The sequence below is a fragment of the Microbacterium sp. LB12 genome (genome assembly GCF_037150835.1).
Taxonomy (GTDB): domain Bacteria; phylum Actinomycetota; class Actinomycetes; order Actinomycetales; family Microbacteriaceae; genus Microbacterium.
This window is the reverse complement of record NZ_JBBCPF010000017.1, coordinates 25,367-49,180: the sequence shown is the minus strand read 5'-3', so window position 1 is coordinate 49,180 and position 23,814 is coordinate 25,367. Positions and strand designations below refer to the sequence as shown.

General features: G+C 68.1%; 28 protein-coding genes. 9 read left to right on the top strand and 19 right to left on the bottom strand.

Going from position 1 to position 23,814, the window contains the following annotated elements:
* Positions 1 to 556, bottom strand: a 556-nt coding sequence (locus WFM69_RS18770) for an ABC transporter substrate-binding protein (RefSeq protein WP_337007292.1), incomplete at its 3' end; no start/stop codon positions are given.
* 91 nt (positions 557 to 647) lie between these two features.
* Here WFM69_RS18770 and WFM69_RS18765 point away from each other — a divergent pair.
* The 7 genes from WFM69_RS18765 to WFM69_RS18735 all read left to right on the top strand — a co-directional run bounded on the left by WFM69_RS18765 (position 648) and on the right by WFM69_RS18735 (position 5,158).
* Entirely contained in the window at positions 648 to 1,181 is a 534-nt protein-coding gene (locus tag WFM69_RS18765) for a hypothetical protein (protein WP_337007290.1), read from the top strand.
* Positions 1,178 to 2,113: a hypothetical protein gene (locus tag WFM69_RS18760; RefSeq protein WP_337007288.1), complete on the top strand. Its 936-nt coding sequence runs from the start codon at positions 1,178 to 1,180 to the stop codon at positions 2,111 to 2,113. The genes WFM69_RS18765 and WFM69_RS18760 overlap by 4 nt, the downstream gene beginning before the upstream one ends.
* 2 nt (positions 2,114 to 2,115) lie before the next feature.
* On the top strand, positions 2,116 to 2,394 hold the full coding sequence (locus WFM69_RS18755) for a hypothetical protein (RefSeq protein ID WP_337007286.1): 279 nt from the start codon (positions 2,116 to 2,118) through the stop codon (positions 2,392 to 2,394).
* Between the two features lie 175 nt (positions 2,395 to 2,569).
* The gene (locus WFM69_RS18750; RefSeq protein ID WP_337007284.1) at positions 2,570 to 3,229 is read left to right on the top strand and encodes a type IV toxin-antitoxin system AbiEi family antitoxin domain-containing protein; all 660 of its coding nucleotides are present in this window, start codon (positions 2,570 to 2,572) and stop codon (positions 3,227 to 3,229) included.
* A complete protein-coding gene (locus WFM69_RS18745; RefSeq protein WP_337007282.1) occupies positions 3,222 to 4,283 on the top strand; it encodes a nucleotidyl transferase AbiEii/AbiGii toxin family protein in 1,062 nt (353 codons plus the stop codon). The genes WFM69_RS18750 and WFM69_RS18745 overlap by 8 nt, the downstream gene beginning before the upstream one ends.
* A gap of 87 nt (positions 4,284 to 4,370) precedes the next feature.
* Complete coding sequence (locus tag WFM69_RS18740; protein WP_337007280.1) at positions 4,371 to 4,727, top strand: DUF3846 domain-containing protein; 357 nt, start codon at positions 4,371 to 4,373, stop codon at positions 4,725 to 4,727.
* On the top strand, positions 4,724 to 5,158 hold the full coding sequence (locus WFM69_RS18735) for a hypothetical protein (RefSeq protein ID WP_337007278.1): 435 nt from the start codon (positions 4,724 to 4,726) through the stop codon (positions 5,156 to 5,158). The genes WFM69_RS18740 and WFM69_RS18735 overlap by 4 nt, the downstream gene beginning before the upstream one ends.
* 7 nt (positions 5,159 to 5,165) lie before the next feature.
* Here the strand turns inward: WFM69_RS18735 and WFM69_RS18730 are convergent, their stop codons facing one another.
* From WFM69_RS18730 to WFM69_RS18655, 16 genes are all read right to left on the bottom strand, one after another.
* A complete protein-coding gene (locus WFM69_RS18730; protein WP_337007276.1) occupies positions 5,166 to 5,768 on the bottom strand; it encodes a hypothetical protein in 603 nt (200 codons plus the stop codon).
* A 2-nt stretch (positions 5,769 to 5,770) separates the two neighbouring features.
* Positions 5,771 to 6,307, bottom strand: a complete 537-nt coding sequence (locus WFM69_RS18725) for a hypothetical protein (RefSeq protein ID WP_337007274.1) — start codon at positions 6,305 to 6,307, stop codon at positions 5,771 to 5,773.
* Positions 6,307 to 7,116, bottom strand: coding sequence for a hypothetical protein (locus WFM69_RS18720; protein ID WP_337007272.1), 810 nt, complete (start codon positions 7,114 to 7,116; stop codon positions 6,307 to 6,309). The genes WFM69_RS18725 and WFM69_RS18720 overlap by 1 nt, the downstream gene beginning before the upstream one ends.
* Positions 7,113 to 7,655, bottom strand: coding sequence for a DUF6611 family protein (locus WFM69_RS18715; RefSeq protein ID WP_337007270.1), 543 nt, complete (start codon positions 7,653 to 7,655; stop codon positions 7,113 to 7,115). Before WFM69_RS18715 ends, WFM69_RS18720 begins: the two co-directional genes overlap by 4 nt.
* The gene (locus WFM69_RS18710; RefSeq protein WP_270367103.1) at positions 7,655 to 7,819 is read right to left on the bottom strand and encodes a hypothetical protein; all 165 of its coding nucleotides are present in this window, start codon (positions 7,817 to 7,819) and stop codon (positions 7,655 to 7,657) included. Before WFM69_RS18710 ends, WFM69_RS18715 begins: the two co-directional genes overlap by 1 nt.
* On the bottom strand, positions 7,819 to 8,388 hold the full coding sequence (locus WFM69_RS18705; RefSeq protein WP_270367102.1) for a hypothetical protein: 570 nt from the start codon (positions 8,386 to 8,388) through the stop codon (positions 7,819 to 7,821). Before WFM69_RS18705 ends, WFM69_RS18710 begins: the two co-directional genes overlap by 1 nt.
* Before the next feature lie 4 nt (positions 8,389 to 8,392).
* Positions 8,393 to 8,686: a hypothetical protein gene (locus WFM69_RS18700; protein WP_337007266.1), complete on the bottom strand. Its 294-nt coding sequence runs from the start codon at positions 8,684 to 8,686 to the stop codon at positions 8,393 to 8,395.
* Positions 8,687 to 8,783: 97 nt separating this feature from the next.
* Positions 8,784 to 11,225, bottom strand: coding sequence for a DNA translocase FtsK (locus WFM69_RS18695; protein ID WP_337007264.1), 2,442 nt, complete (start codon positions 11,223 to 11,225; stop codon positions 8,784 to 8,786).
* Positions 11,226 to 11,524: 299 nt separating this feature from the next.
* Entirely contained in the window at positions 11,525 to 12,040 is a 516-nt protein-coding gene (locus WFM69_RS18690; RefSeq protein ID WP_337007262.1) for a hypothetical protein, read from the bottom strand.
* Between the two features lie 178 nt (positions 12,041 to 12,218).
* Positions 12,219 to 13,388: a M23 family metallopeptidase gene (locus WFM69_RS18685; protein WP_337007260.1), complete on the bottom strand. Its 1,170-nt coding sequence runs from the start codon at positions 13,386 to 13,388 to the stop codon at positions 12,219 to 12,221.
* Positions 13,388 to 15,391, bottom strand: coding sequence for a hypothetical protein (locus WFM69_RS18680; RefSeq protein WP_337007258.1), 2,004 nt, complete (start codon positions 15,389 to 15,391; stop codon positions 13,388 to 13,390). Before WFM69_RS18680 ends, WFM69_RS18685 begins: the two co-directional genes overlap by 1 nt.
* On the bottom strand, positions 15,388 to 17,955 hold the full coding sequence (locus WFM69_RS18675) for an ATP-binding protein (RefSeq protein WP_337007256.1): 2,568 nt from the start codon (positions 17,953 to 17,955) through the stop codon (positions 15,388 to 15,390). The genes WFM69_RS18680 and WFM69_RS18675 overlap by 4 nt, the downstream gene beginning before the upstream one ends.
* Positions 17,956 to 17,960: 5 nt before the next feature.
* Complete coding sequence (locus WFM69_RS18670; protein ID WP_337007254.1) at positions 17,961 to 18,560, bottom strand: hypothetical protein; 600 nt, start codon at positions 18,558 to 18,560, stop codon at positions 17,961 to 17,963.
* Between the two features lie 33 nt (positions 18,561 to 18,593).
* Positions 18,594 to 18,827, bottom strand: coding sequence for a hypothetical protein (locus tag WFM69_RS18665; protein WP_298866736.1), 234 nt, complete (start codon positions 18,825 to 18,827; stop codon positions 18,594 to 18,596).
* A gap of 23 nt (positions 18,828 to 18,850) precedes the next feature.
* Entirely contained in the window at positions 18,851 to 19,876 is a 1,026-nt protein-coding gene (locus tag WFM69_RS18660; RefSeq protein ID WP_337007253.1) for a conjugal transfer protein, read from the bottom strand.
* A 3-nt stretch (positions 19,877 to 19,879) separates the two neighbouring features.
* On the bottom strand, positions 19,880 to 20,113 hold the full coding sequence (locus tag WFM69_RS18655) for a hypothetical protein (RefSeq protein ID WP_139340552.1): 234 nt from the start codon (positions 20,111 to 20,113) through the stop codon (positions 19,880 to 19,882).
* 281 nt (positions 20,114 to 20,394) lie between these two features.
* On the opposite strand from WFM69_RS18655, the gene WFM69_RS18650 reads away from it, so the two are divergent.
* Complete coding sequence (locus WFM69_RS18650) at positions 20,395 to 21,168, top strand: hypothetical protein (protein ID WP_077049463.1); 774 nt, start codon at positions 20,395 to 20,397, stop codon at positions 21,166 to 21,168.
* A 175-nt stretch (positions 21,169 to 21,343) separates the two neighbouring features.
* Here the strand turns inward: WFM69_RS18650 and WFM69_RS18645 are convergent, their stop codons facing one another.
* A complete protein-coding gene (locus WFM69_RS18645; RefSeq protein ID WP_337007252.1) occupies positions 21,344 to 21,802 on the bottom strand; it encodes a hypothetical protein in 459 nt (152 codons plus the stop codon).
* Positions 21,799 to 22,797, bottom strand: a complete 999-nt coding sequence (locus WFM69_RS18640) for a ParA family protein (RefSeq protein ID WP_270367081.1) — start codon at positions 22,795 to 22,797, stop codon at positions 21,799 to 21,801. The genes WFM69_RS18645 and WFM69_RS18640 overlap by 4 nt, the downstream gene beginning before the upstream one ends.
* Before the next feature lie 529 nt (positions 22,798 to 23,326).
* On the opposite strand from WFM69_RS18640, the gene WFM69_RS18635 reads away from it, so the two are divergent.
* Positions 23,327 to 23,785 (top strand): hypothetical protein, encoded by a 459-nt coding sequence (locus WFM69_RS18635; protein WP_337007251.1) that lies wholly within the window; start codon positions 23,327 to 23,329, stop codon positions 23,783 to 23,785.
* The last annotated feature ends 29 nt before the right edge of the window (positions 23,786 to 23,814 follow it).

Below are 23,814 nucleotides of genomic sequence, written 5' to 3'. Positions count from 1 at the left end.
CGGGGAAGCGCACGAGCTCGGTGTCGGTGAAGTTCTTCACCGCGTACGCCTCCTGCAGAGTGCCCTGCACGACGCCGAGACGCTTGCCAGCCAGGCTGTCCTCGTCGGTGATGCCGCTGTCGGGGCTCGCCATCACGGTGAGGTAGCCGGCGAGGTAGCCGTCGGAGAAGTCGACCGTCTCCTTGCGCTCGTCGGTGATGCCGATGGCGGCGACGCCGACGTCGAACTGGCCGTTCGCGACGGCGGCGAGCAGGCCGGAGAAGTCCTGACCGGTGAAGACCACCTTCTCGATGCCGATGCGGTGGGCGACGTCGGTGAACAGCTCGACGTCGAAGCCGGTGAACTCGCCGGACTCGTCGGTGAACGTGTACGGCTTGGCGTCGCCGAGGCTCGCCACGCGGATCTCGCCCGGGGTGATCAGGCCGTACGGGTTGTCGGTCGCCTCGTCGCTGGTGTCGCCTCCGGAGGCGGCGGGCGAGCAGGCGGCGAGCGCGATCGCGGCGGTGGCCGCGACGGCGGCGAGGGCCGTGCGACGGAGTGTGGAGCGGATGCTCATGGTGTTCCTCTCTGAACTCTGTTGACTATCTCGTATTTGTTGCCTATATTGGTACATGTCAAGTCAACTATAAATTGAGAGGGGTTCCGCCATGGCTATCCTCCTGGCACCCAAGGACACCATCGACCTCATCGTCACCGCCGCGGTGCTCGGCACCCGCAGGGACGACGACGCAGACCACACCCGGCAGCTCGTGCAGCGCGCGGACCAGATCGGTCAGCAGCTGTGGGAGGCGAACTACGCCTCAGCGAGCTATGCCCGCGGGATGGAGCTGCCGGCGCCGGCGTACAGCTGGGAGCCGGTCTTCGACCTCATCTGGCAGGCGTCGACCGACCAGTCCGACTACTCGCTCACACCGCAGCAGACGCTGCAGGTGGAGCGCTGCCGGCTGTTCCTGAGCGAGAACTCCCGCGAACACCCCGACTGGGACGACTCCGCGGCGCGGCTGTTCCTCGAGCAGCTCGGCGCGGCCGTCGAGTCCCGACTGCGCGGGTGGCCCACCGGCCCCGGAGAGGATCCCGGCGTGCTCGAGTTCCGTGGGCTCAGCAACGCGCTGCCGCGGTGGACGCGCAGCTCCGGGTTCCCGCAGCTCACCTCGTCGACGACGCAGGAGCAGGCATCGTGACTGCGCTCCCCCAGCACAGGGCGAACGAGGCCCAGCAGCTCGCGCTGCAGTCCTGGATCCGCAAGACCGGCACCACGGCGATCTTCCTGATCACCGCGGCGGTGAGCATCCTGCTCGCGCTCGTCTTCGGCACCGACATCTGGCGCATCGTGCTCGCCGGCATCCTGCTTCGTCATCCTGATCGCCTGCCTCGCGCTGATCATCATCAGCGCGACGAGCTTCTTCCGGGACGACCCATGACGGCGCTCACCCTCACGCACACCGCGACGGCAGGCACGCTCCTGGACGGCGCCGAGAGGAACGGCCGCACCTCGGAGATCCTGCACGCGACCGGATGGCGGTGGTCAACCCGGCTCGCGAATTGGTATGTCCCCCGATCGCGTGATCGGGCGCCGAGCCGTCATCTGATCGCCCGGACTGTGCAGCTGCTCGAGGAAGCCGGATTCACGGTGGCGGTCAAGATAGACGAGGCCCCGCACGCTGCCGACGACGTCGACCATCGCGCGGCGGCGACGGCGGCCGCGGATGCCTCCCGCGTCGAACCGCAGACCGTCGCTCATCGGGTCGTGATGCTCGAGACGCAGCGGCGGAAGACCTCCCGTGCGATCGCGGGCTACCGCGACCACCTCGGCCGCGAGTTCCCGCCGGCGGCCGGCGATCAGCTGATCCGCCTGAAGGACGAGCTCGCTCACGTCGACGAGGATCTCGCGCACTGGACACGGGTACGCGCGCAGCAGGTCGCCGACGGCGCTGCACTCACCCTCAGCCGCGACGACGTCGCCCGCGGAGATCTCGTCGAGTATCGCGGCGAGTGGTTCCCGGTCCTGCGCGTCAATGCGAAGTCGGTCTCTGTCCCAGGTGGCGCCGGCGGCTCCTGGGCGGAGACGGTCCCCTATCACCAGATCAGCGGGCACCGGCCGAAGCAGGTGTGATCATGCACGTCACCATCCGATGGGAGACACGACAGGAGCACACCGCCTCCGTCGACGTCGACGAGCTCGCGATCGCGACGTGGGCGCTTCGCTCGCTGCCGATCGGGACGCTGGCCTCTGACGACGAGTCTCGGCCGCCGACGCTCGAGGAGCTGCAGTCGGCGATGGCGCGGAACGGGCATCTGCGGATCCGGCTCACGCAGCTGTACGTGATCGCTCATGGCGGCGGTGAGCCCGACCCCGCGACCCGTCGTGACGGAACGCCCACCGAACAGAGTTGACCCCCGAGAGGATGCAGCGCCTCTCGGGGGTCTTGGTAATGAATGGGCTCTCAAAGTGTCTCATATGTCTTACGGGTCCTCAAGCCCCCGCTGCCGATCCGGCGCCCGCTGACGACTCCCAGCTCCCTGAACTGAGCTACAGCATTTGTTACCCTTTTACGGTACAATTGCCGACATGGCTGGAAAGACGATCGCGGAGCTCGGTGAGCTCGCTGCAGAGCGGTGGGGCATGTTCACCACCGCTCAGGCGGCGCGCGCCGGCGTCTCACGCAAGACCCTCTCGGGTCTGAGCTCCTCCGGGGCGATCCATCGCGTCGCGCAAGGCGTCTACCGGATGGCCGGCGCGCCGGAGCCCGAGCACGAGTTCATCTACGCGCCATGGCTCGCCCTCGGCGGCGCGACGCTGCCGCCGGCCGAGAACGGCGTGCCGGCGGTCGTGGTGGCCGGCGAGAGCGCGGCGATCGCGCACGGCATCGGCGACTGGTTCCCCGGCGTCGTCGACGTGATGACGCCGGCGCGGCGCACCACTCGACTTCCGGACGTCCGGCTGTGCACCCGTCGCCTCTCCCCCGACGAGGTCGTGTTCCGCAACGGGCTGCCCACGCTCACCGTCGAGCGCACGATCGCTGATCTCCTCGAGCAGTGGGCAGATCAGTCTCTCGTCGTCGACGCGCTGCGCCAGGCCGCCGAGCAGGGCAAGCTGCTCTCGCCTCGTCGGCTCGCGGAGTTTCTCGAGCCGATCGCGGCCGCGCACGGCGCCGAGTCCGGCGCCGTGTTCGCCGCGCAGCTGATGGAGGAAGCCGGCCTGGTGACCGGGGCGGCGTCGCGTGGCTGACGAGGGCGGCTACCGCAGCTGGCAGGGCATCGCGCAGGCGATCAAGTCGGAGGCTGGCCGTGCGGCGAAGGCGGGCGAGAGCAGCCTCAACGTGAACGAGCAGATCGTGCAGGCGAACCACGACAGGTTCCTCTCCCGCGTCTTCGCCGACGGCGCCGACTCCGAATGGCTGCTCAAGGGCGGGACCGCGATGCTCGCGCGCGTGCCGAAGGCCCGGGCCACGAAGGACCTGGACCTGGCAGCGACCAATGCCGCCGATCTCGACGCCGCCCAGGAGGCGCTGCAGCGCGCGGCTTCCCGAGATCTCGGCGACCACATCCGGTTCCAGCTGACCGGCGCCCGGGAGACGGGACTGGGACAGAACCAGCCCGGAGTCGAGACCCGCCGGCTGGTGTTCACCGCACAGGACGCCGGCACCGGCCGAAAGCTGTTCGACGTGCCGATCGACGTCGTCGTGGGCCCTCCCCCGATCGGGACCGTGGAGACCGCGGATCCGTCGAACCGGCTGCAGCTGGGGCGCCCGATCCAGACGCACCCCTACCGTCTGTTCCCGATCGCCGATCAGATCGCGGAGAAGGTGACCGCGACGATGGACACCTACGCCGGCCGCCCCAGCAGCCGGGTGAAGGACCTCGTCGACCTGGTCACGATCGCCAACACCCAGACCGTCAACCTGCGGGAGCTGCAGATGGCGATCGACGCCAAGCGCGCCCTCTCCCGCACCCCGGCGTTCGACGAGTTCGCCGTGCCCTCCGACTGGGAGCGCAGCTATCGCCCGCTCGCGATGAAGACGCCGGCCGCGCGCGACGTCGACGCACAGCAGGCCGTCGCGCTGGCCAAGCAGCTCGTCGACCCGGCGCTCGTCGACGAGCCCGTGGCCGCCGACACCACATGGGTGCCCGGCCGCGGCTGGACCGATGACCCCGACGCCATCGCCGAGGGCCGGCCTGACCCCGCGCCGCCGGGTGGCGACGTGCACGTGACCAGCCACGTCCGAGGCGGCCATCCGGTCACCGAGCACTGGCGTGGGGCGCGCGGCTCCGGGCAGAGCTGACCGCGGATTCTCCAACCGGGTTGACAGTCGAATCAACTATCCCTATATTGGTTCACGTCAAGTCAACTACCGGATAGGAGTTTCATCATGAAGGTCATCAAGCTCAGCACAGACGGCACGGTCGAGCAGCTCACCATCGACGACGAGCACAAGCTCACCGGCCTGCAGCAGCTCGTCGGCGGAGACGTGCAGTCGATCGCTCTCACCGAGAAGGTCGACCTCGTCATGCACGAGGAGGCGAAGTTCATCCGCGGGCACAAGGCCAACCCGGTCGCGGGCCGACTGCTGCGGCACTTCGACATCCCGCTGCTGCCCGGCGATTACATCGCCGGCGACACGGTCCTCGTCGGGGTCGACGGTCCGGACTGGATCTCGGTGCCCGACTCCACCGCGGGAACCATCGAGTTCCTCGGCTACCAGATCACCCAGAAGGACGACGCATGAGCATCGACACGACAGCGCTGAGGTCGCGGCTTCGCGGCCTCAGCGCCACCCTCAAGAAGATCGACGACCAGCAGCGGGCGCTCCGCGAGGAGCAGCTCGAGCAGCTGCGGGTCGCACTCACCCACCGGGGCACCGTCGGCGAGGTCGCGCAGGCGAGCGGGCTGAGCCGCGCGTACCTGCACAAGATCGAGCTGCACCTGCAGCGCGGATCCGTCAACGACCCGGCGACGCATGACAAGGCGATCGCACGCGCGGGCGTAATCCGCGACCAGATCGCGCAGCTCGAGCAGGATGCCGGCGACGCTCGAGCGGAACGGGATCAGGTGATGCGTGAGCTCGGGCCGGCGATGAGCACGGCGGAGATCGCGGCGGATGCCGGGATCTCCGGCGAGCGGGCCCGGCTGATCCTGCAGCAGCCCGCCAAGGCGTAGACGAGGTTCAGTTCTCGCAGGCGCGTTCGGCAGCGTCCAACTGCAGCATCGCCGTCACGATGACGCGCTGCGCCCCGTCGAGCAGCTCGAGCACGTCGTCTCGGGACATGGTTCCGCCGAGCGCCGCGGCAGCGCGGCGCAGTTCGTCGGCCAGGTGGAAGAGGCGTGAGCTCTGGGCAAGGCCGGACAGTGCCGCGGCGCGGGCAGCTTGCCGGTCGGCGGACTGCGCGAGGTCGGCGACCGTCTCACGCAGGGAGGAGTGCTCCTGGCGGCGGCGTTCCTGCTCGAGCTCCGTGGGGTGGGTCTGCCGCCACGGCTCGAGGGTGTCGTCGGTGAGGATCATCAGTTCCCATCTTGAGTGATCGGGCTTGGGACGGACCAGGTCATGCACGGCGATCTGCACCAGGTGCCGGGCGCAGAAGAACAGCTCGCAGCCGTCGTCGACGCCATGAGCGGTGCAGCGGAAGTCGCGGCCACGGTTGATCTCCGCGGCGCAGGTGGGCCAGTCGCAGTAGGCCGGGACGCGCGAGCCGGCCCAGCGGTCAGCGGACCAGTCTCGATAGATCTCATCGCTCACGGCCGCGGCGGCCGAGTGGTGAAGGGCGGACACGATCATCTCGCCGGCTCGAAGGTCAGGGCGCCGGCCGTGCGCATGGTCTGGGCCAGCGCCGCGGCCTCGGCGAGGACGTCGACCGCGACGCCGACGGCGCTGGTGTGCTCGACCTCGGCGACCAGCTGCTGCAGCGTGCGGTCGCCGTCGACCAGACGCAGGATGCGGCCACCCATCGCGGACACGACCGTCTCCTCGCCGGCGTCGCCGAACCTCACGGTGCAGTTGGCGCCGAGGTGCTCGGCCAGGGTCAACTGGCGGCGAGCGACGGGGACGACCGGCAGCCCGTCTGAGATCGGGCACACCGCCACGATGCTGCTGTCGTGCAGCGCGCCGAGGAGGTCACGGTCGGTCTCGGTGAGATCTCGGTAGAGGGCCCGGATGTCGAGCGCAGTGAGGTACTCGTCGACGTCCGGGCTGATCGTGTACTCGTGCTTCGTCGCGCCGGGGCGATCGCCGATCGTGAGTCGGATCCCGGCAGCGGTGCGGGTGGTGTAGCCGAGGGGCACGACCCGCATCGGCTCCGTGAACGTCGTCATCAGAACAGCGCTTCCGCTTCGACGCGCTCCTCCACCACCGGGCGCATGAGGGTCTGGAATCGGCGGTTGCGGATGCTGCCGGCGGTGCGGAGCTCAGCTCGGATCGCTGTCATCACCAGATCGTCGGTCTCGTCGAGGATCGTGCGAGCGCGCTGTGCAGCACTCGTAATGATGGCAGCGGCGTCGGCCGTGGCCGACCCTTCGGCGGCGCGGCGGATGACGATCTCCTCCGCGGTACGCGAGATCACCTCGAACCAGGTGCGCCGCTGGTCGTCGCCCAGGAAATCGGTGGCGGTGAGCGACGGGTTGGCAAGTTGCACGGTGAGGAGGTCGAACGCCTGGTCGGAGGCCGAGGGGCCCCCGACGAGTGAGATGCTTCGGGTCCAGCGCAGATCGCCACCGTCGAGTAGCCCCAGCCGAAGGTCGACGGACTCAGCGCCGATTCGGTGCGCGACAATGGCCTGCGCGACCAGATCGCGGATGATCACAGTGCGGTTGCGATGTTCGGACGGGTCGGTGCGAACAACGCGCATGAGGGTGCGGATCAGACCGACGATCGCTCCGGCGATAGCGCCTAGCCAGAGGAAGCCGGCCCACGATCCCCAGACCGCGTCGATGGAGGTGAACGGTATGGGGCCGGCGAGGTTCACGACCAGGATGAGCACCCCAGCCGCGACTGCGCCGAGGATCGCGAAGCCGACGGTGAAGAGACCGACGTACAGCAAGGCTGCGAGGGATGCCGCCGTGATGCGGCCGGTAAAGCGAGTGCGTGGGTGGATGTCCAGCCAGGTCTGAATGCGGTCGATCATGAGTTGCTCCCTGCTCGGTTCGTGATGGTGGAGAGGTCGTCGTAGAGGCGCGCCCACTCGGCCTCGTGGTCGACCGGGCTGAGGTCCGCGGACTCGAGTGCGATGAGTCGGTTCGCGTACTCCTCGAGGAGATCCATGTCGCCTGATACCTGCGGGCCGCGCCGGGACGACCGGACTCCGACACGGATGCCGTGAGCATCGGCGAGTGTCGGCCTGGCCAGCAGCCACGCACCGACAACAAGCGCAGCTGTGACGAAGACGCCAAACCCGATGCACCATCCGAGTCCGCCGGAACGGATGAGCTCCGGAGTGAGGACCGCCGCGATGATCGTGACAACAGGCCACATCCCTCGGGCAATGAGCCAGCTATAGACGCTGACCTTCACACGCTCCGCTGTGGTCGTGCCCGGCCGGAAGATGAGCAGCCGGACGGTGGTACTCCCCGCCTGGGCCATGAGGATGTCGAAGTCAATACGGCCGCTGCGGAAAGCGGCGATCGGCTCGGCTGGACGGGGGACGCGGTTGTGATAGGTGACCATCAGCGCACCGCCCCTGCGAGCGCGAGCTGTGCCTCGTCCGACCGGCGAGCGGCTTTGCAGTCCTCGCAGGTGACGGTGTCCCAGCTGTGGTCGATCGCGGAGTCCCGCCGGCCGCACGCGGCGCGGCTGCCCTCCATGGGCCCGTGGATCTTGCTGTCGCTCATCAGTGCTCTCCTCGGTGAATGGCGACCTGGTCGCCGGTCTGGGCGTCGTAGAAGGTGGCAATGCCGGCGGTAACCGCGGCGGCGCGGGCGGCGCCGGCGTCTGTGTAGCGGTCGGGGCCGGAGTCGGTCAGGACGTAGAACCCGAGTGCCGGCGTCTCGGTGATCTCGGCAGGCGGTGCAGGGTGGCGGAGCCGGCGCAGCGCCTTGTCGGCTTCGCGCGCCTCGTCGACGGCGGATCCTCCGCGGGCGTGGGCGAGGGCTCGCTTCTGGTCGACGCGCGTGATCCGCCCGGCGGCGAGGCGGGTGCGCAGCTCGTCGACGTCGACCGCGGAAGGGTCATCGGCGGCGGTGATCGTGACGCGCAGGTCGGACTGGCCTCGAGGCGAGGAGTCGTAGGCGGCGAGCTTGCGAGCGACCTTCTCCTCCGCCAACTGCAGACGCTGCTGGGCGTCGACGTCGCCGGGGTGCTGGGTCGCCTCGCGCTGCGCCGCAGTGCGGCGCTCTTCAGCGGCCTGCAGTTCCTTGATCGTGTCGGCGCTGCAGCGGGCTCCGGGGCGCGGGTCGCACATCGAGTTACCGCCCTTCACGGCGGCGGCGGGAGCGGGCGATCGCGATCGACCCGGCCACGAACAGCACGAAGATGCCGGCGAGGATCAAGGTTCGCCAGATGTCGAGGCCGACGCCGTCCATGAGTGGGATCAGCACGGCATCGCCGCGGACAAGGAGACCCCACTGGACGGCGAGCTCGCGAGCCGGGGCGACGAAGGTGCCGAGGGAGAACAGGCCCATGCCAGACACTCCGGTGAGGAGCATCAGGAGGGCGATCCAGTCGTCTGTGGTGTCAGGCTGCTGCTGCGTGGTGGCCATGATCCGTTCTTCCTCTTGGTGGTGAGGTCGCGTGGTGCGACTCACCACCCATAGGTGCGCGGATCGGCTCAGATCGGACAGCAGGTTTCGTCTTTTTTCAGGAGAGGATCGCGGAGACGCTCTCGGCCTCGGGGACGGTCATCGTCCGGCCGTCGCCGTCCTCGGTGATGTAGGAGATCGAGAGGCAGTCGGGCGCGTTGGTATCGACGTCGATGGCGTCGATCGTGGCGCGGCAGGAGATCCCGTCGACGTCGACGAGGATGTCCATTCCCACTTCCAGCTCTGCGACCGCGACGTCAAACGTCTGGATGTCGGCGCCGCCGCGGTCGGTGATCTCCTCTGCCTCTGTCGGCACGAATCGCACGTTCTCGGATGGGCGGGGGCGGCGTCGCTTCGCCGGCGGATCAGCGGGCACCGGCGTTCCGATGGGTGCCGCAGGTTCGGCAGCTGGTCGTGGTGCTTCGCCGCGCAGCTGGGCGAGAACGCTGGGGAGCTCGTCGGGGCCGACGAGGACCTCGCGCCCCTTCGACCCTCGAGCGCGGCCGAGGATCTTCTGCTCCTCGAGCAGCTCCGTGATCCGGGTGGCCTTGGCGAATCCGACGCGGAGCTTGCGCTGCAGCATGGCGGTAGATCCGAACTGTGACGTGATGATGAGCTCGGCCGCGGCGAGCAGCAGCTCGAGGTCTTCGCCAGTGGCGACCGGTTCGGTGCTCTCCTGGTCGTCGACGTCCTGGTCGGTGTCCTGGTCACCGGCGTCGATCTGGTCGTCGAGCTCGTCGACGTCGTCGAGTTCGTCATCCTCGAGCTGGTCGTCGACGGCCACACGTGTGCGGGGGTCCACGAACCCGGGATCGTCGGGAAGCAGGATGCCGAGACCGTGGAGGATCTCGCGGTCGGCGTCGTTGATGCCAGGCGCCAGCTTCGGGGTCCAGTAGATCTGCGCGTGCTCGGGTTGCATACCCATGCCGACGCTGACCCAGGCGCGGCCGGGTCGGTTCTCGAGGCCGGAGACGGCGGCGAGGCTGCCAAAGGTCATCATGGACGTGGACTGCTCGAGGTTGCGCAGCGCGATGCGGACCGCGAACTGGGAGCGACTCGAGGTGCTCAGCCAGGACGATGCGGCCTGCTGCGAGGCGAGGATCACGTGCACCCGGCCCTCGCGGCCGAGGCGGAGGATCGAGCCGAACGCGGTCATCACCGGGTGGGTGCTGCCGGTGGGTGCCTTCTCGAGGCCGAACCGCATCATCCAGTCGAGCTTGCCGTCGCCGGATCGCCACCAGTCGTTGAGCATGTCGACCATCTCCTCGCCCTCGTCGACGACGAGGATGAGCGGGTTGAGCTCTGCGCGCAGGTGCGGGCCGTTCTTTTCGAGGTACTCGTACCGGTCGTCCATCTTCTGCTTGACGCCGAGGATGTAGTCGACGATCGCGGACTCTCGGGTGGCGGCGCGCTTCGCGCCGGGGATCAGGTCGAGGTTGAACAGGCCGAGCCTCTTCGGGTCGATCGGCCAGACCTCGGCGGCGATCGCTTCCTCGTCACGGACCCATTGTCCGAAGGCGTTGCGGCGGAGCCCGTTCGGGAGGGCGGTGAGGATCGACAGCAGCAGGACGGTCTTGCCACCGCCGGTGCCGCCGACGATGAGCACGTGCGGAAGCGGGTCGTCGAGGTTCCAGATGCAGGGGGTGCCGTCGCGGAACTGCCCGAACGCGACCTTCATCGGCTCGGCCTCATCGCGGGCCGGGTGCGGGATGACATCAGGGAACGGGACGAGCGGCGCGGACACGGCGCGCTCCTGGGTGAAGTCGAACTCGGTGTCGAAGGGCTGGCCGACGCCGAACTGGATCGCGTCGGTCAATCTCCTCTGGATGAACTTCGTGCTGATGCGGGAGGTCTGCGACGGCGGCCACCGCAGCTGGATCTCGGAGATCTCGTCCTCGGCGTCTCGGGTGATCTCCTTGACGGTCATTCCGGGCACGATCGACTGGACGATGCTCTCCATCTTCGAGTGGTCCCGGTCCGGGGCGGCGGAGTCCTCCGTCGTGTCGAGCTCGAGGGTGACGACGCAGGTCTTCGAGTTGTTCTTCTTGATCCGGTAGGGGATGCCCATCCGGTTCGTGACCTGGCCGACGAGGGACTCGAGGAACTTTGGGTCGGCGTCGACGACGTCGGCGGGGTAGGTCACTCTGATGCGTGTCGGGTATCCGATCCATCCGCCCTTCCATCGGGACGGGCGGACCAGGTCGCGGGTCGGGGCGGCCGCCCGGACGACGGCGTTGACGGCCTCGATCATCTTGTCGATGGAGCGGCCGCGCATCCACCGTCGCACACCGAAGACGATCACCAGAGCGGCGACCGCCACCGTGGCGGCGATCGTGATCGGGATCATCTTGTCGTTGCCGGTGACACCGTAGATCCCGATCACGATGACCGCGGCGCCGAGGATCAGAGCGAGTCTGCCTGGCCAGATCCATGGACGCCGCGGCAGCGCTCGGACGGCGATCTCCTCGACCACTTCGGGCCGGATCTCGGTGCGCAACATCGTCTCCTCGCATCCCGACGCCAACGTGGCGCCTCATAGATGCATAGGTATCGCCAACCCGGCTAGATCGGACACGCCAACGAGAAATCAGGGCTTGCCTACTTGGCACCTACTTGACAACTGTGTTACGCTCGCCTGCGTTCGAAGATAAGCGGAGCGAGCGAATCCCAGCAGCAAGAGAGATAGAAGCGAGACGCCTCCCAAACGTTCAAGGGTCGCCAGGTTCACGCCAACTTGCTGCATACCTCGCATCTGCCAGGCGTAGGCCCTCTCGCCTCGTCTGAGACGGGGATCCCCGGCTACTTCTCGGAGCGCCGCTTCTGCCAGATCTTCGACATGGTCTCGCCCTGCTGACGGGCGACGGCCGGGTCGACGCCACGCGCACCAGGCGGCGCCGGCGGGAACGCCTGCCCGTCATTGAACGCTCGCTCGAGCCGGGCGGCTTCCGCCTCGAGGAGCTCCGCGGCGCGGGCGGACACGGACGCCGCAGCGTCCGGCTGCGTGCGGGTGCCCGCCCAGGCGGAGACGAATCTCTCGTGTACGGCGAGGGGCAGGTAGTACGTGTGGCTTTCCCCGTTGACGCCGCGAGCTCGCGGCCCGAGGGGGGCAGTCGCGATCGGGAACGGCTGCCCGTCGTTGTGCTCGCGCTCGAGTCGGTCGGTCTCGCTCTCGAGCACGGAGGACACCACGGCGCTCAGTGTCGGGTGCTCACGGGTCGCCCACCATCCGGCCTTCAGGCGCGCGTGCAGGCCCTTGGGTAGGTAGTAGGTCTTGCCGGCTTTGGCAGCGGCTTGAGGGGAGCCATCGGCGGGCATCCGTGCACGGCCTCCTTGCAGGGAGTCTGGAAATTTTCGGATCGGACGAGTCGGGTTTCGTCTTTTTTCCGTGAGGATGTCCAGGATACCGAGCCGCCCGCGGATCCCTATGATTCCGCGGGCGGGGGTGGTGTCATCGAGAAATTTCGAGAGCCTCGACACGCCGATTTCCAGAGGCTCACGGCCGTCGGCAGCTGTCTGGTGGGCAGACCTCGATGCCGTAGAGACGGAGGAACTCTTCGGGGTTGACGTAGCCGGCGTACATCGCCGGGGCGCCGAGATCCGTCGCTTCCTGCAGTGCTGCGACGGCGGAGTTGGTGGTGCCGTTCTTGTTGATGCGCAGGTCGAGGTGGCAGCCTCCACTGGGCTGCACGTTCCCGGTGACGCCGATCTGCTGGCCGGCTTGGATCTCGTCGCCGACGTCGACGAGACGCTGGCTCTTGTACATGTGCAGGTAGCTCACGATGAAGCCGTCCGGGTGGCGGATGGATAGCCACAGCTCGGTGCTGACGGTGACCGTGCCGGGGAGGATGGCGTAGACCGGGTCGTTGCAGTTGTTGGGCCAGTGCTGCAGGTCGATCGCGGTGTGCCAGGTGGACGCGCCGGGGACGTCGATGTCGCGGGGTCCGTATCCCGATGTCATGTTGTAGCCGGGAGAGAGCGGGTAGGCGGCCTGCCCGATGATCTGGCCGCCGTCGCAGCTGATCGAGCCCGACATGCTGTTGATGATCGTCTCGGCGGCGCCTTCCCACTGGTCGTAGGCGTCGGGAAACGCGCTCACCTGGACCTTCTGCGCGGCCTGGCCGGGAGGCATCGTGTCCCAGCCCTTGATGTCGAGCAGGCCCCGAGGAGATCCCGCGTTGGGGCCGTTGGGGCCGCCGAAGAACGCGCGGATCGAGTAGTTGGCGTCCATGAGGTCCGCGAGCTTTCCCCAGTGGGGGCGCTGCTGGAACATGTTGACCGAGTCGTGGTCGCTGCCGACGCCTTCGTGTGGGTAGTCGAGCGATGCGGGGACCGTGGAGTTCGCGAGCATCCGCAGCTTCGACTCCTGCAACGCGGTCATCAGCGCGATCTTGATGCCGGCGGCGGAGACCCCGCTCTGTGTGCCGACGGTGATGATCTTCGCGGCGTTGGCGAGCTGCTTCTCGTCGAGAGTGAGGGAGTCGCCGCCGGTGGTGGTGACGGTCAGCGCGGTGCCGGCGTCTCCGACCGTGCAGGCTCCGGTGCCGGCGTTCGCGGATGCGGCCTGTCCGCCGATGATGGCGAGCAGGCCGAACGCGACCCCGCCGATCACGAGCACCGGGACCAGGACGATGGCCGCGATGATCGAGAGGAGGCGGGGGGTCATCAGGCGGCCTTCGCGTCGGCGAGCCGCGCGCGGAAGGCCTCACTGCGGGCGGTGCGGGCAGAGTCCGGTGGGAGCGAAGTCACATCGGCGACGCCGTCGACGATCGGGGCAGGGCGCACGATGTGGCCGGTGCCGGACTCGTCGACGACGATCCGACGAGACGGGACGACGAAGCTGGCCGGCTGCGCGGGCTGGGTCTGAGGGTGCGGCTTGGGACCGGCTATCGAGCTCAGCGCCCGGTTGCCGGCCTTGGAGGCGACACGACCGCCGACCTCGAGCGCCGCGGCGCCGACCAGGCCGGGGACGCCGCCTGCGGCGCCCTTGGCGAGCCTGGTGGCCGTGAACGCGACATCCGCGGTCTTACCGACCTTGCCAGCTGCACCCGGTCCGACGGCACGGGGTGCACCCCCGGAGCTACCGGAGGGCAGTGGTGTCGGGGCGGGGCCTCCGGTGGGCGGCGGGGTCATCGGGGTCATGGGCGTGGCGGGTCCGCCGGCGTTCGCGCCGCCGGGGCCGAAGAAGTTGATCGAGCGGCCGTCGACGGCTGTGCTGCGGTCGGGGCGGCGCAGCGCGGCCGCGGCGACCGTGGCGCCCATCGACATGATCGCGAGGGCCTTGGTGCCGTCACGCTGGCTGCCGCTGCTGCCGCTGGACAGGCCGACGCGGGAGAGGTGGTCGGCGAGGCTCTGCCCGACCTTCTTGGCTCGGATCTTGGCGCGGATGAGCATCACGATGAGCACCAGCAGGAAGATGCTGGCGAGCATCATCACGGCGGTGATCGGGACGCCCATGCCGTTGAGGCCGGTGAGGAACGCGACCATGAGCCGCAGCGAGGCGGCCATCAGGACGATCAGGAAGACGATCGTCGCGGCGCCGACGAACATGCCGCCGAGCGAGCTCCACAGGGCGTGCCGGTTCACCGGCAGGATGCCCCAGTAGACGTTCCACATCGTCTTCAGAGCATCGAAGAGGGTCTTGATCGCGGTACTGAAGAACAGCACGAGCAGCGCGATCGGGAAGCCGAAGATGACCATGCCGCCGGGGGCGATCATGAGCGCCGAGATCACCTGTCCGAAGTTCGGGTGCTCGACGAAGTTCTTCGCGGACTCGTCGCAGGCGCTGACCGCGTCGCGGACGTCGTTGCCGTTGCTGATGACGGGGGCCTTGGTGAGCATGGTCTCGTCGAACTTCGCAGCGCACTCGCCCTGCAGCGTGTGGCCGAAGGTGAGGGCCTGCGCCGGGATCTTCACGAACACGTCGACGAGCTGCATGCTGACCGTCTCGGAGAGCACGTCCTCGGTGTTGAAGTCGACCGTGTCGAGGTCGTCGGTGGCGACGGCCGCGGCGAGGGTGTTGCCCCAACTGCGTGCGGTGTCGAGCGCGCCGCCGGCGCCGGTGAGGGTCGCAACGGGGTTGGCGAGCATCCCGACCGCGAGGAAGGCGAGGAAGGCGGAGACGAGCATTTCGACCCACCCGGAGGCGACCTTCTTGCCGGTGAGGATCGCGAGACCGGCGATGCCGGCGGTGATCGACAGGGCGAACGGGATCCAGTTCAGGCGGCCGAGGGCGCTCTGCAGCAGCTCGGCGAGGGCGTTGAACGGGACGGTGAGCAGCTGCAGCCACTCGAAGCTGATCACCCAGTTGCACAGCCAGATCATCCAGGCGAAGGCGCCGATGTGCCCTGTCCAGATGAAGTCGAGCGGTGCGGTGACGATCGCCTTCCCGAAGTCGAACACTCCCCCGCGGTCCAGCGGCAGCACGATGTAGTTCGCGAGCGGGATGCCGGAGCTGTCGTGGATGGAGCCGCCGGGCAGGAACGGCGCGACGATGCCGTTTCCGCCGTCGGCGGCGTGTGCTGCGACGTTGCCGAAGATCATCAGCAGCAGGTCGAGCGCGAGCACGGTGAGGATGCGCCGCCACCACTTGTGCTCGGCGAACCAGACCCGCGACGACCACAGAAGCCGGGAGACGAGATCGAGCGAGGACAGCGCGTAACGGATCATGCGGCAACCGCCTCGCTCGGGGTCGAGAGGACGGCCGCGCGCCGCTCGGGGCTCTCCGGGAGGGTCTTCTGGAAGATGCCCATCCGGCCGGCGACGTCGAGCATGAGGCCCTCGCCGCGACGGTGCGGGGGCACCTTGCCGGTCGACGGGTCCAGCGGGCTCAGGTTCTTGGTGACCAGGTCGAGCATGGCCTCGTCGTTCTCGAGGCCGTCGGAGAACCAGTGCAGGGCGCGGCGTGCGAGGTTCCGGTCGCGCTGACGCATCAGGTAGCGGGTGGCGATTAGGCCGCGGGCGCGCTCATCGCCGAAGTCCTCGGGGTCGTGGGAGCCGACTGCCGCGAAGGCGTTGTGCTTGCGGTCGTCGCGGTAGAAGTCGGTGAGCTCGGCGGCACCCTCGGGGCTGGCCGTGATCGCGTGGCACTCGTCGAAGAACGCGCCGGTGAGGGTGCTCTTGTCCCGGAAGCACAGCTGCTTCACGACCGCGGTCAGCATCGCGTAGACGGCGCGGCCGAATCGCTTCTCGATCGGCATCTCCTGGAACAGGTGCTTCTGCTCGAGCTCCATGCTCTTCGGCAGCGTCAGGCCGGCGGTGAGGAACACGATGCCGGTCGCGCGGGTGTCGACCGGGGGCAGGGCGTCGTTGAAGAGCACCTCGCCGATGTCCTTGCTGGCGATGACCTTGATGAGCATGCGCAGCTCGTTGGCCTCGGGAGATCCCGACAGGTCGCGCTCGAGGTGCTGCAGCAGCTTGCGGGTGCTGGTGATGCCGTGGCCGGCGAGGTACTCGCCTTCGAGGAGGCTGGACAGGAACACGCCCTGCTCGCTGAGGACGGGGATACCGAGCATCGCCGCGAACAGGCTCTGCAGGATGCGGGCGCCCTGGCGGGGGCCGAACATGAGCAGCGGGTCGATGTTCCACTCGGGGCGGACCAGGGTGCCGTCCTCGTCCTCGAACTCGAGCAGGTTCGCGATGACGGTGTGGTCGGGGCGCAGCGCCTTGGCGAACGTGCCGTACTCGTGGGCGACGGTCCGGTCGATCGCGTAGCCGCGGCCGCCGCGGTCGACGGTGGTGCCGAACTCGCACTTGAGGAGCACGGATTTGCCGGCGCCCTTCTCGGCCACGACTCCGAACGACCCGCTGATGTCGGACTTGTTGTTGCCTTCGATGTCGCGGAAGATCTGGCCGCGGCGGCCGTTGGTGATGTTCACGCCGAACCGGGTGCCGCGGATGTCGCCGAGCTCGCTCGAGACGATCGGGGTGCCGGAGGCGAGCTCACGGCCCGTGGTGATCTGCGCGAGCTCGCGCACGAGCCGGGTGGTGGGGACGCCGGGCTGCATCGCCCACCAGAGCTCTTCCTGGCCGCCCAGAGGAGCCTCGAGGAGGAAGTCGTGGGCCTTGTACTGGTCGGCGAGAACTCGGGCGCGCAGCTTGGCTTCCTCGGGCGTGGTGCCGGCAACGGCGAAGATCACCGTCACCTGGGCCTCGACCTCCTTGTCAGAGTGGTTGAGGCTCTCGTGGTACGCCTTCAGGGTCTCGGCGACCTCTGCCAGGTCGTTGCCGGTGCCGGTGATGCTGTTGGTGCCCTCCTGCTGCGAGACCTGATCCTTGAGGGCGTCCTCGGCGCGCTTGTTGCGCTTGCGGACCTCGGCCGCCGGCGAGATCTGCAACCGCAGCGCGAAGTCGACATCCATCGGGAGGTTGTCGACGGCGCTGATCCACTCGACGCCCGGGGTGCGCCATCCGGCCTTCGGGCCGGTGACGATCGCCTGCAGCACCTGGTAGCTGGCCTCGTCGGCGTAGGGACTCTGCACCTTGAGGTACTTCCGCTTGAACGGGAGGAACTGCTGACCCTTGGCCAGGTCGCTCTGCCCGCCCTCGTCGAGCCACGGGTTGGGCATGCCTGCGGGCAGCTGGAACTGGGTGAGGTCGGTCTCGAACAGGCGTGCGTCCTCCTTGGCTGCGGAGGGCAGCGGGACGGAGCCGTCGACGGCGAGGCCGCGCTGCTGGTTGTGCAGCGCGATCCAGATGCTCTCAGCAGGCGTCGCAGGTGTGGCCTCGAAGATCGCGGGGATGCGCTCAGCGATCTCGTTCGCCATCCGGCGTGCCGCGGCGACCTCGGCCTCGCGGGGCAGCACGCGCGGGAGCGCCCCGATGTCGCGGACCTTGTTGTCGGCGGCGCGGATCATCGACCACGCGCGGTCCTTGATGTTGGCGGAGGACATCGGCACGGACAGCCAGAAGGCCCGCTCCCCCATCGGAACCTGCTCGAGCGCGTCGAGGGTCCGCTCGACCTCGTCGACCCAGTCCTTGGTGTCTTCGTTGATCTTGACGCCCTCGAGCATCCGCTCGACGATCGTGACTGGGTCGAGGTCTGCGCACAGCCCCAGGAGCAGAGCCTCGCCGCGCAGCTCCTGGAACAGGGCCTGGTGATGCAGCTTGGTCATCGACTTCATCTGACGGGTGCCGAAGCCGCCGGAGAGCGGCTTCAGCCGCCACGACGCCCAGGTGATCCCGGACCGGGTCCACATCAGGTGATCCGCCATGGCGGTAGTGGGGATACGCACGATCTCTACTCCTTCTTCGATCCGCGGGCCTGGGCGAGCAGTCGCTCGACGCCGGTGACCGGCGTGCGAGCCGAGGTGGCGCCTGCGGGCACGAGCTCGGCGGCCGGGGCGAGGGTCTCCTCAACGGTGGCGATCGCCACAGTGGGGGTGACCGGTACCGGCGTGACGGTGGTCGTGGGGGTGGTGGTGACCGGCGTCGAGGCGACGCTGATCGTGGTGGTGCCGCCGGCGAAGTGCGGCGGGCGGAGCTTGACGGTCTGCTCCTGGTACTTGCCGGCTGCAGGACTGAACACGGCGCCGAACGCTCCGAGTACGAGGCTGGCTACGTTGCGGCGGGTGGTGGGGAGGCGACCGGCGCCCCAGGCGCCTCCCCAAGCCACCAGCAGCACGATGGGGATGTCGACGAGGATCGTCCCCATCCCCCACAGCCCTCGGGTCACCAGACCGAGGGCGAGCAGGACGGCTGCGACGATGCCCTGAGTGACCGTGTATGGCCCGCCGGGGATCTTCGTGCCGTCGTGCAGGCGGCCGATGAGGCGCGGAAACTTGCGGCTGCGCGTGTAGAACCGCGCGACCTCGGTCTGCTGCTGCTTCTCATCGCTCATGGCCGTCCTCCCGTCGTCGTAGCTACGTGTCGGCTAGTTCGCGGTCTGGACGGTGTTGCCGAGCATCCCGGAGACCCAGTCGAGGCCGCCGGCGACGAAGAAGATCACGGCGGCGGCCATGATCCCCGTGAGGAGGGTGGTGCCGACGGCCCAGCGGACCTTGGAGGCGACGACGAAGAAGACGATCGCCGCGCCCAGTCCGACGACGCCGCGGAAGGCGACGCCGGCCTGGCTGACCAGGTTGTTGATGGTGTCGAAGATGTTCATTGCAGTGTTCCTTTCAGGTGACGTCACCGGGACGGCGACGGGGTCGGTGCGGGAGTCTCGGCGGAGGTGGACTTCGGGATCTCCGCCGGGGCCGGGTCGATCGCGGAGACTTCCCAGCGCGTAGCGCGGGCGGTCAACGTGAGGGCATAGGTCGAGGTGACGGACTGCTTCGTCTGCGTGGTGAGCGTCACGGTGGCGAGCACTCTCAGCTGCGTGCCGTCCTTCGGCGTCTTCGGCGCGTCGGTGTCGACGCGGAGGTCGACGGCCTCGACCGTCATGTAGGGAGCCGGAGTGATCGGTGAGATCTCTGATCCCGGGGACACATAGACACTCAGGTCGCCCTTGCCTGTGGTGTAGGCGCCCAGGAACGCCATCACGGCCTGCGCGGCGGGGTCGGCCGACGGCAGCGGCTTGGCATAGGCCAGCTGCACGGTGCCGGTCGACGTCGGCGCCGCCACCGGCACGGGCAGGCCCACCGGGCGCATACCGGCGTCGGTGACGACGATCGGGACCTGGAAGTACCGGCGCGGCCAGATCTCGATCGTCTCGGCGTTCTGCGTGGGGTCGAGTCCGAGATCCTTCACGCTCGCCGAGACGACGACCGTGACGATGTCGCTGTCCTTGTTCGGCTCGATCGTCGCGACGGCCAGATCGCGGTACTCGGCTGGCGCCTCGGACAGGCCACGCAGGGTGTTCACGTCGACGTAGTCGCCCAGCTGGCCGGGGTGGTCCTTCCACGCTCCGAGCCACTCCGACACGAACCCGGCGGCGTAGGCACCGGCCTCCTGCTGCGAGACGGTGAGCCCATCGGACGAGACGACCGGGGCCGCGGCGACCGGACGGGACATCGCCTGCCACGACATGAACAGGCTGAACGGGGCGCAGACGATCGCGGCGAGCATCAGGATCGAGATCACGTGCGCGCCGGTCTGACGCCCCTGGGTCCACGTCGAGCCCTGCGGTGCGACCTCGGTCTTAGCCGGCTTCGGCTCACCCTTGGGCTTCTTCGCCTTGGGTGCGCTGCTCGGGTTGTTCGTCCAGAAGCCCATGAGTCAGACCCCCTCGTCCGCGCTCACCCGAAGGCTCACGATTCGGCCCGCGGCCGCGTTGACCTCGTCCATCGAGGACGGGTCCAGCGCCCGACGCATCCGCTCCTGCGCGGCCTGGTCGAGCGGTCGGTCGGCGAGGACGGCTGCGGCATGCGGGATGTCCTCGATCGCGCGGATCACCCTCGCGGTGTCCCGGACGAAGCTCTCCGGAAACTGCTCCTCCGCTGCCTGTGCCATGGCTATCTCCTCGGTCCCAAAGGTCTGATCGGCGGGCCGGTCGGCACGCTCACAGACCATGGGTGCGGAAATCAGCCCAGATCGGACAAGAGCTCAGAGATTTTTCTTCCGTCTTTTTTGGGACGCACCTTGAAACCGGCTCGCATCAGGTGTTTTCAAGCGCGTTCGAGAGGCGTTTCCAGGCCCTCGAACGACGCGGCCGCGAAATCGTTCAAGGATTCACACCAGAGCTCGTGAGGAGCGTGCCCTGTGTCCATGCATCGACACAGGGAGCTCCGCTCATGTCCACCACCACCCCCACGCAGACCGGTCTGCTGGAAGCACTCCGCACCGAATGGTCGGGATCTCTCACCGACCGCGAACACGACTTCGCCGGCATCGGCATCCGCACCTGCAGCGAGCTCGAGCTCGAGCTGAAGGCCGCCGCCGGCCGCGAGCAGGACCGTCTGCTGCACGCACTGCTGACCGCCGGCCACGACGGCGACGCCCTCGCCGAGCGAGTGGTGCTGCAGCACATGCTCCCCAAGGCCGTGCACCTCGCTCGCACCTGCCGCGGCCTCCGTGCTCTCACCCTCAGCGACCACACCCCCGTCGACGCGGTCTCGACGGCGATCGGGGCGATGTGGGAGTCGATCCGCCGCTACCCGCTCAACCGGGTCGAGAAGGTCAAGGCGAACATCGGCATGGACGCGCTGCTCATCGTGAACAAGTCGATGAGCCCCGGCGACCCCAGCGAGCACGTCACCGAGGACGTCTACCTCGAGCAGGCGCTGCAGGAGCAGGGCAAGTCCGCGACGATCGAGCCCGAGTGGGGCGACGACACGTTCCACGACCTCGTCACGGTCCTCACCTGGGCGATCGACACCGAGGCGCTCACCCCCGACGACGTCCGCCTCCTCGCCCGGTTCGACCTCGGCGAGCTGCACGAGCGCGACGAGCTGGCCGAGGACCTCGGCATCGGGCGGGCGAGCCTGACCCGCCGGGTCTACCGGATCCGCGTCAAGCTCATGGAAGCTGTGCAGGCCCACATCCGGGAGAACGGCACCTGGGAGTAAAGCCGCAGACGGCGCTCTGAGGGCCTCAAAACCCCCCGGACGGCCCATGGCAGCCAGACGCCCCTGTTAGGCGCTCCACGGCCCCGCAGCGCCCCTCCCCCGATGCATAGACGAACGAAGGGCCCTCCACCGGATCAGGTGGAGGGCCCTTCGTTCGTGGGAGGACAGGAGCCGGTCAGAGGCCGACCGAACGGCGCAGGTCGGCTTCCGTGGTGCCCTGCAGTTCGTCGACGCGCGAGAGCAGCAGGTCGATGGCGACACGGATCAGCGTGTTCTCCGTGATCCTGGGCGCCGGTCCGGTCTTGGCCTTGTTCAGCCGTCGGGCGTGGGCGGTCAGCTCGCCGATCTGCCCCTCGCGCAGTCGCGTCTCCTTGCGCTCGAGGGCGAGGTAGCCGGCCTCGTCCTCCTCGACGGATGCCGCGGCCGATCGACGCGGGGTCTTCGGCTGGCTGGGCGCCGGCGCCGGCGGCGCTGCGACCTCCGCGACCGGAGTGGGCTCGACGCCTGCCGGCTCGACCTCGGCCGGCTCGTCGACGGGAGTCTCCTCGGTCTGGCGGTTACGGGCGAGCATCCGCTTCGGGTCGACGCGGCGGGTCGCGAGGTTCGCGATGCCGCGGGATGTGGTGTCGCTCATGCGCTTGCTCCTTCCAGCTCGACGCTCTCCGCCTCGAGGAGGCGGTCGTTGATCTCCTGTGCGATCGTCTGCAGGTCGTCGGCGACGGATCCGGCGGTCGCGCTGGTCAGCTGCTTGTTCTTCAGCTCGCCGCTGCGGATCTTCCACCAGGCGATGCCGGCCTTCGCCTCCTGCTTCGCGCGCTCGTCGAGCTCGTGCACGAGAAGTCCGGCGCGGCCGGACTGGCTGGCCACGGCCTCGCTGTGGCGGATGGACTGGGTGAAGACGATCTCGCGGCCGATGCCACCCTCCTCCCCCACCCCGAACATCGCGTCCAGGTCGGCGCGTGCGTCACGCTCGGCGTTCTTCATCACGACCGTGCCGTCCTTGCGCTCGGAGGCCGTGCCGACCGCGAAGAGGACGACGCCGAGGAGGTCGATTGCGCGGTTGACGTCGAGGACCTGGTCGATGCGCTCGGCGACCTTCGCGACGCCCTTGATGTCCTTGGCTCCGGTCCTCGTCGGCACAAGGACCCAGCGCGCTGCGGCGAGGGCCGCGAGCTGCAGGACGCCGTCACCGGGAGGGCAGTCCAGGAAGATGAAGTCGTAGTCGTCGACGACGGGCGCGAGGATCTTCGCGAGCGCCAGCTTGGCGTTCTTCGCGTCGCTGCCCATCTTCGAGCTCAGCACTGCGGTGACGTTGTGGAGTGCGCTGCCTCCGGTCCACACGTCGAGGTTCTCGCGGACGTTCTTGATCCCGTCGACCTTGCCGCCGAACATCAGTGCCTTGGCCAGCGACTCGCCCTGGTCGTTGCGCTCGTCGTCGGCATAGCCGAGGTCGTCTTCGAGGTTGCCCTGCGGGTCGAGGTCGACCAGCAGCACTCGAGCGCCCGACAGGGCGAGGTAGCCACCGATGTTCGCGGTGATCGTCGTCTTCCCAACACCTCCCTTGAGACTCTCGACGGCGATGACTCGTCCGAACGAGTCCCGGTCGATCGTGGGCTCCGTAGCTGCCATGTCTGTTCCCCTCTCAGGTCGAACCAACTCTGTAAGTCCGGAACTTCCGGAGTCTGCAAGCTTCGGGTTGCCGCCCTACTTACAGACTTCCGAACTTCCGATCTTCCAGACCTACAGAGTGCGTAAGTTCCAGACTTCGGATGTTCGGTAGTTGCAGAGTAACAGACTTCGGAACTTCGGCAACTACAGAGTTCGGAACTAACAGACTTCCGACCCTCTGTAAGTCTGTCAGTTCCAGACTTCGGATCATCGGGAGTTCGGGAGTTCGGGAGAGTCGATGGAGGGGTGCTGATGTCTGGTTGGCATGTACTGCGCCCCTCTTGCCGTTTATTGCGTGGATATGGGCGTATTCAGCGGCGTTGCAGGCTTGTTCTCGCGTCTGATTGGCGTCATCTTGGCGTCCTGTTGGCGTCTAGTTTACGTCATGGGTACATCTGTTTGCTATGGTGCTCGCGCGTGGTTGGTGTTATCATGCCGTCATGCAGCAATCAACTGGGCAAGTAGTGAATGGATGCGAGGTGGCGCGGTGATGGCGACGGACGACGTCGGCGCAGCTGACACCTCGAAGGACGATCGGGCAGCGAAGCCTGGGCGTGCCGACAAGGGCGTGCAGGTGACGCTGGAACAGCCCGTCATGGACATGCTCACCGAGTACAAGGCGCGCACCGAGATGTCGCACCCGAACATCCTGTTCGACGCACTCGAGTACAGCTACGACGAGCTCCCGAACCTCATCAAGGACCGAGCGACGCGGCTCGAGCCCGATCGGAAGAAGCTCTTCGAGCGCCCGTCGTCGCCGGCCAAGCACGACGACGTCGAGACGGAGACCTTCGTGGTGCGCATGACGCAGGCCAACAAGGACGTCATCGAAGACATGTGGAAGCAGCTCGAGGCGCCTAGCCGGACCGCGATGCTCGCGGCCGCGTACAAGCACTATCTGACCGCGATGACCAAGACCGACGACACCGAGCGGAAACGCTCGAAGTAGACCAACGAAGCAACCGGAGGAGAGCAGCG

Bases quoted from the DNA above. Each gene is read 5' to 3' on its own strand.
- WFM69_RS18700 (WP_337007266.1), bottom strand. From the start codon at position 8,686: ATGGCCACCACGCAGCAGCAGCCTGACACCACAGACGACTGGATCGCC.
- WFM69_RS18765 (WP_337007290.1), top strand. From the start codon at position 648: ATGGCTATCCTCCTGGCACCCAAGGACACCATCGACCTCATCGTCACC.
- WFM69_RS18650 (WP_077049463.1), top strand. From the start codon at position 20,395: ATGTCCACCACCACCCCCACGCAGACCGGTCTGCTGGAAGCACTCCGC.
- WFM69_RS18740 (WP_337007280.1), top strand. From the start codon at position 4,371: ATGAAGGTCATCAAGCTCAGCACAGACGGCACGGTCGAGCAGCTCACC.
- WFM69_RS18640 (WP_270367081.1), bottom strand. From the start codon at position 22,797: ATGGCAGCTACGGAGCCCACGATCGACCGGGACTCGTTCGGACGAGTC.
- WFM69_RS18710 (WP_270367103.1), bottom strand. From the start codon at position 7,819: ATGAGCGACAGCAAGATCCACGGGCCCATGGAGGGCAGCCGCGCCGCG.
- WFM69_RS18735 (WP_337007278.1), top strand. From the start codon at position 4,724: ATGAGCATCGACACGACAGCGCTGAGGTCGCGGCTTCGCGGCCTCAGC.
- WFM69_RS18695 (WP_337007264.1), bottom strand. From the start codon at position 11,225: ATGTTGCGCACCGAGATCCGGCCCGAAGTGGTCGAGGAGATCGCCGTC.
- WFM69_RS18635 (WP_337007251.1), top strand. From the start codon at position 23,327: ATGGCGACGGACGACGTCGGCGCAGCTGACACCTCGAAGGACGATCGG.
- WFM69_RS18705 (WP_270367102.1), bottom strand. From the start codon at position 8,388: ATGTGCGACCCGCGCCCCGGAGCCCGCTGCAGCGCCGACACGATCAAG.
- WFM69_RS18680 (WP_337007258.1), bottom strand. From the start codon at position 15,391: ATGATCCGTTACGCGCTGTCCTCGCTCGATCTCGTCTCCCGGCTTCTG.
- WFM69_RS18750 (WP_337007284.1), top strand. From the start codon at position 2,570: ATGGCTGGAAAGACGATCGCGGAGCTCGGTGAGCTCGCTGCAGAGCGG.
- WFM69_RS18645 (WP_337007252.1), bottom strand. From the start codon at position 21,802: ATGAGCGACACCACATCCCGCGGCATCGCGAACCTCGCGACCCGCCGC.
- WFM69_RS18755 (WP_337007286.1), top strand. From the start codon at position 2,116: ATGCACGTCACCATCCGATGGGAGACACGACAGGAGCACACCGCCTCC.
- WFM69_RS18655 (WP_139340552.1), bottom strand. From the start codon at position 20,113: ATGGCACAGGCAGCGGAGGAGCAGTTTCCGGAGAGCTTCGTCCGGGAC.
- WFM69_RS18660 (WP_337007253.1), bottom strand. From the start codon at position 19,876: ATGGGCTTCTGGACGAACAACCCGAGCAGCGCACCCAAGGCGAAGAAG.
- WFM69_RS18715 (WP_337007270.1), bottom strand. From the start codon at position 7,655: ATGGTCACCTATCACAACCGCGTCCCCCGTCCAGCCGAGCCGATCGCC.
- WFM69_RS18685 (WP_337007260.1), bottom strand. From the start codon at position 13,388: ATGACCCCCCGCCTCCTCTCGATCATCGCGGCCATCGTCCTGGTCCCG.
- WFM69_RS18690 (WP_337007262.1), bottom strand. From the start codon at position 12,040: ATGCCCGCCGATGGCTCCCCTCAAGCCGCTGCCAAAGCCGGCAAGACC.
- WFM69_RS18665 (WP_298866736.1), bottom strand. From the start codon at position 18,827: ATGAACATCTTCGACACCATCAACAACCTGGTCAGCCAGGCCGGCGTC.
- WFM69_RS18720 (WP_337007272.1), bottom strand. From the start codon at position 7,116: ATGATCGACCGCATTCAGACCTGGCTGGACATCCACCCACGCACTCGC.
- WFM69_RS18670 (WP_337007254.1), bottom strand. From the start codon at position 18,560: ATGAGCGATGAGAAGCAGCAGCAGACCGAGGTCGCGCGGTTCTACACG.
- WFM69_RS18725 (WP_337007274.1), bottom strand. From the start codon at position 6,307: ATGACGACGTTCACGGAGCCGATGCGGGTCGTGCCCCTCGGCTACACC.